This window comes from Micromonospora sp. NPDC049048 (assembly GCF_043197615.1).
Taxonomy (GTDB): Bacteria; Actinomycetota; Actinomycetes; order Mycobacteriales; family Micromonosporaceae; genus Micromonospora.
In genome coordinates this window covers 41,192-51,565 of the sequence record NZ_JBICTM010000015.1, presented here as the reverse complement: position 1 = coordinate 51,565, position 10,374 = coordinate 41,192, and the positions used below count along the sequence as shown (strand labels likewise).

Below are 10,374 nucleotides of genomic sequence, written 5' to 3'. Positions count from 1 at the left end.
GGTCGGTGGGTAGGTCGAGCAGGGTGGGTGCGTTGGCGAGGGTGTGGCGCCAGTGGGTTTCCTGGCGTTGGAGGGTGCCGTCGGTGAGCCATTGGCGTTGCCAGGCGGCGTAGTCGGCGTACTGCACGGGCAGGGGCGGCAGCGGATCAGGCCGACCGGCGTGGTAGGCGGCGTACAACGCCCCCAACTCGCGGGTCAGGATCCCCAGCGACCAGCCGTCGCTGACGATGTGGTGCATCGTCAGCAGCAGCACGTGCCGGTCCGGGGCGAGCGCGACCAGGCGGCCCCGGAACAGCGGCCCGGCCGCCAGGTCGAACGGGGCGGTGCTCTCCTCCTGCTGGAGCCCGGCCAGGGCGGCGGCGGGATCGGCGTGCCCGGTCAGGTCCTCGTGCCGGAGCGGGAACCCGGCCCCGGGCGGATCGATGTGTTGGGCCGCCTCCGCGCCGTCGGCGACGATGCGGGTACGCAGGACCTCGTGCCGGTCCACCAGGGAGTCCAGGGCCGCCCGCAGCGCGTCGCGGTCGAGCTGGCCGTCGAGCTGGAGGGCCAGCGGCATGTGGTAGGCGTGACCGACCCGACCGAGCCGCTCCAGGATCCACAGCCGCCGCTGCGCGAAGGAGAGCGGCAGGAGGCCGGAGCGGTCCGACAGGCGCTCGACTTCCGCGGACGCCCGTGCCGACGGGACGCGGCCGGGGGCCGGAACACGGATCGTCTTGTCGCCCGGCAAGTGTGCCCCCTCGAATCCCCACTGGCCTGCCGTGACACCGGACATCGGCCGAAGTGGATCAACATTAGACGATGCGGCAGACCGGTGCCAGGGCCCGACGGCTGGGCCTGGAGACCTCATTCCGACACGGCGCGCAGACTTTCGGTCAGCGTGTCGGCGAGCCGTGTGTACGCCGTCCGGAGTACGCGCGGGACAGCCCCCGCGCCGGACCGGTTCGCCGCCGCCAGGGCGTACGCGCGCACCAGGGCGGCCGGGTGCGCCGCGGCGTACGCCCGCTCGTCGGCGCCGGCCAGGGCACCCGCCAGCGCGTCGGCGTTCGCGATGGCGTTGGCGTCGGCGAACGCCTCCGCGTTGGCCCCGGTGCTCAGGTCGGCGTAGTGCGCGGCGAACTCGGTCACCTCGTCGGGGCCGTAGCCGTTGGCGGTCGCGTAGGCGTGGGCGTTGGCGTGTGCGACCGCCCGTGCCTCGGCGTACGGGTAGGCGGCCCGGTACAGCTCGCGCAGGGCGGGCCGGAGCGCGTCGCGCCACTCGTGCGCCCCGACCTCGTCGCCGGCCAGCGCCCGCCGGAACAGCCCACCCACCCGGCTGGCGTCGCCACCGGGCACCGACGCGAGTACGCGCGCGTGCCAGTCGTACACCACCGGGAACGGCACCCGGCCGGCGAGCCGGTCGAGTTCGGCGTCCACCCGCCGCCGCCAGCGCGGGGGCGCGGCCGGGTCGTGGCCCTCGGTGAGCGCGGCGAGCACCGCCACCAGCCAGTCCGGTGGCCGCCGTGGGTCGATCACCCGTCCCACCTGGACGGTCGGTCCATCCCGGCGAGGAGGTCGTCGACGTCGTCGTCGGTCAACGTGTCGAGGGACTCCGCGCCGCCGGTGCGAGTCGCGGGGACGGTCCCGGCCGGCGCGTCGGCTCCCGCCCCGGCGGCGGTGACCGCCGCGGCGAGGCCCGCCACGGTCGGGTCGTCGAAGAGCGTGCGCACCGGAAGGTCCACCCCGTACGTCGTCCAGACCCGGGCCATCAGCTGGGTGGCCTTGACCGAATGTCCGCCCAGGACGAAGAAGTTGTCGGCGACCCCGACCGGGTCGGGCAGGCCCAGCAGGTCGGCCACCAGCCCCGCCAGCTCCCGCTCCAGCGGGGTGCGTGGGGCGACCGGCGCCTCGCCGGAGCCGGCACCCCTCGCCGGCGCCGGCAGAGCGCGCAGGTCGAGCTTGCCGCGGGAGGTCCGGGGCACCTCGGGCAGCGCCACGAAGACCGCCGGCACCATGTGCGCGGGCAGGAACCGGCGCGCGTACCCGGACAGGTCGGCGGGCGGATCCGTCGCGGGCGGGTCGGTGACGACGTAGCCGACCAGCCGCACGCCGTCGTGGTCCACGTCGGAGGCGGTCGTCACGACCGCGTCGCGGACCTGCGGGTGGCCGCGCAGCACCGCCTCCACCTCCGCCGTCTCGACCCGGAAGCCCCGCACCTTCACCTGCCGGTCGGCCCGCCCCAGCGGTTCGATCCGCCCGCTCGGCAGCCACCGGCCCAGGTCCCCGCTGCGGTAGAGCCGACCGCCGGGGGTGAACGGGTCGGGCACGAACCGCTCGGCGGTCCAGCCGGGCGCCCCGACGTAGCCCCGGCCGACCCCCGCGCCGCCGATGCACACCTCACCGACCACGCCCGGCGGCACCGGCCGCAGCCAGCGGTCCAGCACGTACACCCGGCTGCCGGCGACGGCCGGGCCGAGGTCCGGCGGCGCCGACCCCGCCTCGACCTCCGCCCCGGTCGAGTAGACGGTCGTCTCCGTCGGGCCGTAGCAGTTCCACAGGCGGGTGCCCGGCTCCGCCAGGGCGTCGGCCAGCGCCCGGGGCAGCGCCTCGCCGCCGCTCAGGCGCAGCCGCACCCCGGCCGGCACCCCGCCGGCCGCGACCAGCATCCGCCAGGTCGTCGGCGTCGCCTGGAGCATCGTCGTCCCGGTCGTGGCGAGCAGCCGTCGCAGCCGGTTGCCGTCGATCACGTCGTCCTCGCCGGCGACGACCACCGGCGCCCCGCACAGCAGCGGCAGGAGCAGGTCGAGCAGGGCGATGTCGAACGCGAACGGGCTCACCGACAGGACCCGGTCGGCCGGCCCCAGCGGGACCATCTCGCGGAACGCGTGCAGCAGGTGCGCCACCGCGCCCTGGGTGACGGTGACCGCCTTCGGCCGGCCGGTGGACCCCGAGGTGAACAGCACGTACGCCGCCGCCGTCGCCGGCACCGCACACGGCGGCGGCAGAGCCGGCTGCGCCGCCGCGCCCGTCGGTTCCGCCGGCGGTGTCCCCGCGCCGGCTGGCACCGCCGACGGGGTTCCCTCGCCCGTCGGTTCCGTCGGGGCCAGGTCGAGCAGGGTCGCCGCCGCGCCCAGCTCGGCCAGCAGCGGGGCGGGGACGGCGCCGCTGTCGGTGACGACCACCCGCACCCCGGCGTCGGCGAGCATCCCGCGCAGCCGTCCCGGCGGGTGGGTCGGGTCGAGCGGCAGGTACGCCGCCCCGATCCGCCACACGCCCAGCAGCGCCGGGAGCGGGCGCGCCCCCCGGGGCAGGACGATGCCCACGGTCTCCTGGGCCCGTACGCCGAGCCCCCGCAGCCCGGTGGCGATCCGGGCGGTGAGCCCGCGCAGCGCGGTGCCGGTCAGCGTCGCGTCCTCGCCCGCGATCACCACCCGCTCGCCGGCGTCGACGTCGGCCACGAGCGCCGCCGCGGTGCTCCCCGACGGCAGGACCGACCCGGAGCGGGCCGCCGGCCACACCCGGGTGACGAGGTCCGCCGTCGCCGGGGAGAGCAGGTCCACGTCGCAGACGCGGGTCTGCGGGGCGGTCGCCAGCGCGGCCAGGATCGCGGCCAGGGCGTCGGCGAAGCGGCCCGCGCTGCCCGGGGCGAAGAGGTCGGTGAGGTAGCGCAGGCGTACCGACAGCTCGTCGGGGCCGACGACGGCGGCCAGCTCCAGCTCGAACTTGCCGGTGCCGGTGGGCACCAGCTCGGGCCGCCAGCGCAGCGCCCCCCGGTCCACGGGCGGCAGGGCCTCCTCGACCGTGCACATCACCTGCACCAGCGGCGCCCGCGTCGGCTGCCGCTGCGGCCGGCACAGCTCGACCACCCGCGCGAACGGCAGGTCCTGGTGGGCCTGGGCGCGTGCGGTGGCGGCGTGCAGCCGGTCCAGCAGCTCGGCGAGCGTCGGGTCGCCGTGCAGCGCCGCCCGGATCGCGACGGTGTTGGCGAAGAGGCCGAGGATCGGCTCGGTCTCGATCCGGGTACGCCCGGCCACGGGCACGCCGACGAGCACCTCGTCCGCGCCGCTGAGCCGGGACAGCAGGGCCGCGTACGCGGTCAGCAGGACGGTGAACAGGGTGCTGCCCCGCGCCTCGGCCAGGCGGCGCAGCGCCCCGGCCAGCTCCCCGTCGACCGGCACCGCGACCTCGGCGGCGGCCGGCGACAGCCGGTCCGGGTACGGGTGGTCGACCGGGAGCGGCACCTCCGGCGGCGCCCCGGCCAGCTCGGCCGGCCAGAAGCGTTCCGCCTCGTCGTGGCCGCCCGCGTCGGCGTGCTCCCGCTCCCAGAGGGCGAAGTCGGCGTACTGCAGGGGTGGCTCGACCGAGACGGTCGGCCGGCCGGCGCGCAGCGCCTCGTAGTCGGCGGAGAGCTCGTCGAAGAGCAGCCGCAACGACCAGCCGTCGATGATCGCGTGGTGTGCCACCAGCGCCAGCACGTGCCGCTGCGGGGCGAGCCGCAGCAGCCTGACCCGGGCCAGCGGACCCCGCTCCAGCGGCAGCGGGGTGCGCACGTGTTCCCGCAGCGCGGCCCGGGCCGCCGCCTCCCGGTCCGCCTCGGGCAACTGGTCCAGAGCCACGACCTCGATGGCGGTCGCGGGGACGTCCTCGTCGATCACCTGGATCGGCCGCCCGCCGTTGGCCCGGAAGCAGGTGCGCAGGATCTCGTGCCGCGCGACCGCCGCCGCCCAGGCCCCGTCGAGCGCGGCCGGATCCAGCGGGCCGTCCAGCCACACGGCCCAGCCGACGTGGTAGGTCGGCTGGCCCGGGTCGAGCTGGTCCAGCAGCCACATCCGCCGCTGCGCGGCCGACGCCGGGAACTCGAAGACGTCCATCTCAGCGCACCCGCCCGTCGACCGCGACGACCCGCAGCTCGGCGGTGTACCGACCGTCGGGTCCGGTGAGCCAGAGCTGGTCCGGCGCCGGCAGCATCTCCACCACCGAGACGGTGGTGTCCCCGGCGTGCCGGCGGGCCCGGCGCACCGAGCGGGACACCAGGTCGACCGAGGCGAGGCTGGTCAGGTCGGCGTGCACCGGTTTCCGCTCGCCCGCGCAGCGCAGGAACACGTGCCGGGGCAGGCCGTGCGTGCCCGCCCAGGCCCGGGCCTGCCGGAAGCGCAGCGCCTCGTCGCGGGTCTCGGCGAAGTCGAGGTCGGCGGCGGCGAACGTCCACGACTCGCGGCTGACCACGAGGGAGTCGACGGTGATCCGGGGCTGGTGCGCCGCCGGGGGCAGGATGCGGAAGAGCTGCGACAGCCCGGCGCCGACCACGTCGCCGAGGACGTGCATCAGGTCCAGGTCGAACCGCCCGTCGCGGGAGCGTACCCGCAACCCGCCGGCCACCTCGACCAGGTCGCACTCGCCGACGCGCAGGCTGCGGCGCGGGTCGTGCCCGAACGAGTCGTGCGCGAACACCAGCCGGACGTCGTCGGGCCCGGTCAGCGCGTGGCTCAGCCTGGTCGGCACGCCGCCCTCCTGACCGGTCTCGGCGGGATAGACCGCCCCGGCGCCCACGTCCCGGGCCAGCGCGGCGCGCAGGGCGTCCGCCTCCGGGTGGTAGGCGATCCAGGTGGCGTACCGCAGGGTGTTGACGCCGGGGTGCAGCTCGCCGAGGACCCACTCGTCGCCGGCGCGCATCAGGTCGGGGCTGTGCTGGCGCGCGGACGGCCAGCCGGGCCGCCCCGGCGGGAAGGCGGCGGCCACCGCCGGGGCCAGCTCCGCCGCCGTGAACCGGATCCGCCGCTGGCCCGCCGGCAGCGGCAGCACGTCGGCCCAGCGCCGGTGCAGCGCGGCGGTCAGCAGGTCGGTCAGCCGCTGCGGGGGGTGGAACAGCGCCTCGCCGGCCAGCAACCAGAAGTCGGCCAGCGGGACCACGTCGGTGCCCAGCTCGGCGGCCCGGCGCCGATGGATGTCGGCGCAGAAGCGCTGGTAGAGCGTCGCACCGGCGGCGGTGAACCAGCGCGCGCTGTCCAGCACCAGGCCGAGCGCGTCGCGGATCCCGTCGAGGCTCGCCTCGCCGATGCCGACCGTGCCGGCGCGCAGGCACTCCTCGTAGACGGGGGTGCGCCCGGCGTACATGGTGCCGGCGCGCCGGGTCGCCGGGACGCCGGCCAGCCTCGTGAAGGTGGCCTCCAGGCCGGTCATCGCGGCGGTCAACCCGGCCGGGTCGCCGGCGGACGCGGCGAGCGCGTCCCGGGCGGCGCGCAGCTCGTCGAGGGCGGCGAGCGCGGGCCCGCGTACGGCCGCGTCGGTGACCCGGTCCAGCCGGGCCCGCATGGTCTCCTCCGGCCGGGTGTCGTGCGGCGCCACCTCCGGCTGCCAGGCGATCCGGTGGGCCGTCGCCAACGTCTCCAGCACCTCGTGCACCTCCCGCATCGAGCGCAGTCCCGACCCCGGCTCGGCCAACACAACCCCGGCGACCTCGTTCGCGTCGCGGATCCCGTCGCAGGCGCGCAGCACCGCCGCCTCGGCGTCGCTGAGCCGCACCGGCGCGGCGAGCGGCACCCGCAGCGTCGTCCCGGCCAGCTCCAGGAAGGGCATGAGCCGGGGTACGAGCCACGGACGCAGCCGCGTCGCGTACGGGGCCAGCACCGCCGCGACCGCCCAGCCCTCCAGGTAGACCGTCCGCGCGGCGAGCAGCGCCGGCGGGTCGGCGGGGCCGACGCGTACGCCGGGGCCCGGCTCGATCCGCGCCCAGCCGACCGGCCCGAAGAACCCGATGGTGTCGTTCTTGACGCAGTAACGCTGGAGGTAGCTGGTGACCAGCGCCTCGTGCTGGCGGTGCTTGGTGTTGCGGGACGGGTTGTCGGGGCCCCGGCGCAGCAGCGCGTCGACGCCGGTGCGCAGGGCGTGCGGGTTCTGCCACGCCACCGCCTCGCGGAACCGGGGGTGGGCCGCCACCGCGTGCAGCGCCACCGCGAGCCGGCCGACCGCCTGCGGGTACACGGCCGCGTACGCCGCCTCGGCGCGGGCGATGCCGGCCGGGTCCCCGTCGGCCGTGGCCGCCACCACCCGGTCGGCGGCGGCGGCGAGTTCCGCGTCGCCGATCGGGGCCAGCAGGTCCACGGGCAGGCCGGCGCCCCGCAGGCAGACCGTCCGCCACAGCGCCCACCCGTCGGTCAGCCGGGCCAGGTGCGCCGGCAGGCCCCGCGCGCTCGGCTGCGGGACCCGGTCGCGGCGGCGCAGCGCCGGCGCGGTCCGCCCCCGGCCGCCGGTCGTCGATCCGGTCGCCGCGTCGATCGCCGCCGCCGTCGCGGCCAGGGTGGGCGCCCGGTAGAACGGGCCCACGCTCAGCTCCACGCCGAACGCCTCGCGGATGCGGAACATCAGCCGGGTGACGGTCAGCGAGTTGCCGCCGAGGGTGAAGAACCCGGTCTCCCGGCCGATGCTCGCGGGCGTTCGCCCGCCGGGCAGCAGCCGGGACCAGAGTTCGGCCAGCCGGTGCTCGGTCGGCGAGGCGGGCCCGGCGACGTCCGGATCCGCCTCGGCGGGCCCGGGCGCCGGCAGTGCGGCCCGGTCGACCTTCCCGTAGGCGGTCAGCGGCAGCCGGTCGAGGACGACGAACGCGGCCGGCACCAGGTGGGCGGGCAGCCGGGCGGCGACGTGCTCACGCAGGCCCGCCGGGCTCGGCGCCGCCGGGCCGGCCGGCGTGACGTAGCCGACCAGGTGGCGCTCCGGCCCGTCGCCGCGTACGGTCACCGCCGCCGAGGCGACCCGCGGGTGCGCCCGGAGCACCGCCTCGACCTCGCCCGGCTCGACCCGGAACCCCCGGATCTTCACCTGGTCGTCGCGGCGGCCGAGGAACTCCAGCACCCCGTCCGCGCGCCAGCGCACGACGTCACCGGTGCGGTAGAGGCGCTCACCCGGCGTCTGCGGATCGGGCACGAACGCCCGGGCGGTCGCCGCCGGGTCGCCGAGGTAGCCACGGGCCAACCCGTCGCCGCCGGTGTACAGCTCGCCCGCGACCCCGACCGGCACCGGCCGGCCGTCCGTGTCGAGCACGTGGACGGTGCTCTGCGGCACGGGACGGCCGATCGGCACCCGGTCGCCCAGCGGGGCGGGGCCGCTCATCAGGTGGCAACTGGTCAGCGTGGTGTTCTCGGTTGGCCCGTACGCGTTGACCAGCGGCAGCCCGCCGCGCGCGGCGAGGACGGCGCGGACCGCGCCCGGGTCCGCCACGTCCCCGCCGGTGAGCAGTTGCCGGACGCCCGCCAGGGCCGCGACGTCCTCCTCGGCGAGCTGCCGGAAGAGGCCGGCGGTGAGGAAGGCGACCGTGACCCCGCCGTCGCGGAGCAGGGCGGACAGCCGGGTGAGGTCCACCGGGTCCGGCGGTGCGACCACCGCCGTGGCGCCGGTCAGCAGCGCGCCCCAGATCTCCCAGGTGGACGCGTCGAAGGCGGTCGGGGCGAACTGGAGGATCCGCTCGCCGGGGCCGAGGGTGGCGAAGTCCGGGTCGGTCACCAGCCGCACCACGCCCCGGTGGGTGATGCCGACCCGCTTGGGCGCACCGGTCGAGCCGGAGGTGTGCAGGACGCAGGCGAGCCGCACCGGGTGGATCGGCTCCGGCGGCGGTCCCGCACAGGCCGGGACCGTGGTCGGGGGCGGGCCGGCCGGCGTGGGTTGCGCGTCCGGCGCCTCGACGTCCAGCACCCGCACCGGGCCCAGGTCGGGCAGCCCGGCGGCGGCCTCGGCGGTGGTCAGCAGCAGGCGGGTGCCGCTGGCGGCGAGGAGGTCCGCGATCCGGGCGGGCGGGGCGGCCGGGTCGACGGGGAGGTAGGCCCCGCCGGCCTTGAGTACGCCCAGCAGGGCGCGGATCAGCGGTTCGCCCCGGGGGAGCAGCACGGCGACGGGGGCTTCCCCGGTGACCCCGTGTCCGCGCAGCGTCCCGGCCAGCCGGTCGGCCGCCCGGTCCAACTCCGCGTACGAGACCGTGCGGTCGCCGAGCACCAGCGCGGCGGCGTCGGGGGCGGCGGCGACCCGGGCCGCGAAGACCTCGGGAATCGACGCGTCGCGGGGGTAGGGCCGTCGGGTGGCGTTCCAGGCTGCGCGCAGCGGTGCCTCCCCGGCGGCGCCGAGATCCAGGTCGGCCAGGCGGGCGTCGGGCCGGTCGGCCAGCTCCCGCACGGTGTGGTGCAGCTGCGCGAGGATCCGCCGCGCCGAGGCGGCCAGCAGGCTGCTGTCGTCCCAGGTCACGCCCAGGCGCAGTTCGGGCTCGTCGAAGGCGTGCACCGTCAACGGGTAGCCGGGCATGCGGTGTACGCGCGCCGAGCGCCGGGCCGCCTCCGGCCCGCCCTCGGCCAGGGCGGTGCCCAGCCGCTGCCGTTCGAACACCACGAGGCTGTCCAGCAGCGGCGTGTCGGGCGCCAGGCCCGCCTGGTCGAGAATGGTGTGCAGCGGCGTGAGCTGGTGCTCGCGCAGTTGCCGGATCCGGTCCGCCACGTCGGTCAGGAACCGCCGCACGGTCCACCGTGGATCGAGGCGGATCCGCAGCGGCACCGTGTTGATCAGCAGCCCGAGGATCCTCCCGGCGTCCGGGACGCTGTCGTAGCGGCAGGATCTGGTGACCGCGAAGGTGACGTCGTCGACCCCGCCGTAGCCGCCGCGCAGCAGCGCCCAGGCCGCGTGGACCAGGATGCCGACGGTGACGCCGACCTCGGCGGCGGCGGCCCGGATCCGGTCGGCGTCGGGCCGGGCCAGGGCTAGCTCGTCCGAGGCCGGCACGCCGCGCGCGCCGGGGTCCGCGTCGAGGCGACCCGGCAGCGCCCGGGGGAGCGGGGCGCCGGCGAGGTGTCCCTTCCAGAACGCGTCGTCGCTGCCCGGGTCGCGCGTGCCCCACCAGCGTACGAAGTCCACGAACGGCGGCCGGGTCGGCGGGTCCGGAGCCCGGCCGGCCCGGCGCGCGGCGTAGTCGGCGAGGATCTCGTCGAGCAGCATCCGGGTGGAGCGGCCGTCGAGGATCGCGTGGTGGAAGGTGACGACGACGTGTTGGTCGCCCAGCGTGGTGACCCGCAGCAGGGGCGCCCGGCCGACGTCGAAGGGCTCGTACCGGTCGGTGTGGAGGAAGTCGTCGAGTGTGGACTCCCGCCACCGCAGGTCGGGTGCCACGTCCGGCCGGACGACCTGCGCCACGCCGTGGTCGCCGTCGACCTCGAAGGCCGTACGCAGCGCCGCGTGCCGACGGGTCGCGGCCTGCCAGGCGGCGGTGAACGCCTCCCGGTCCGGCGGGCCGTCCCAGCTGATCGTGACCTGTTGGACGTCCACCCCACCGGCGGGCTGCCGGAGGGTCTGCAGCACCATCCCGCGTTGTACGGCGAGGGCTGGATACCGCTGGAGGCTGTCGTTCATGTGCCCTCGTCCGGTGCG

The 10,374-nt window shown here is 77.1% G+C and carries 4 protein-coding genes; all 4 read right to left on the bottom strand.

What is annotated here, in order from left to right:
• Positions 1–772 (bottom strand): condensation domain-containing protein (locus ACGFIG_RS30075; RefSeq protein ID WP_393008645.1); only part of this gene is annotated, 772 nt, incomplete at its 3' end.
• A gap of 71 nt (positions 773–843) precedes the next feature.
• The gene (locus ACGFIG_RS30070) at positions 844–1,512 is read right to left on the bottom strand and encodes a hypothetical protein (RefSeq protein WP_393008643.1); all 669 of its coding nucleotides are present in this window, start codon (positions 1,510–1,512) and stop codon (positions 844–846) included.
• Positions 1,509–4,847, bottom strand: coding sequence for an amino acid adenylation domain-containing protein (locus ACGFIG_RS30065; protein ID WP_393008641.1), 3,339 nt, complete (start codon positions 4,845–4,847; stop codon positions 1,509–1,511). The genes ACGFIG_RS30070 and ACGFIG_RS30065 overlap by 4 nt, the downstream gene beginning before the upstream one ends.
• Position 4,848: 1 nt before the next feature.
• Complete coding sequence (locus ACGFIG_RS30060) at positions 4,849–10,356, bottom strand: amino acid adenylation domain-containing protein (RefSeq protein WP_393008639.1); 5,508 nt, start codon at positions 10,354–10,356, stop codon at positions 4,849–4,851.
• Between the last annotated feature and the right edge of the window lie 18 nt (positions 10,357–10,374).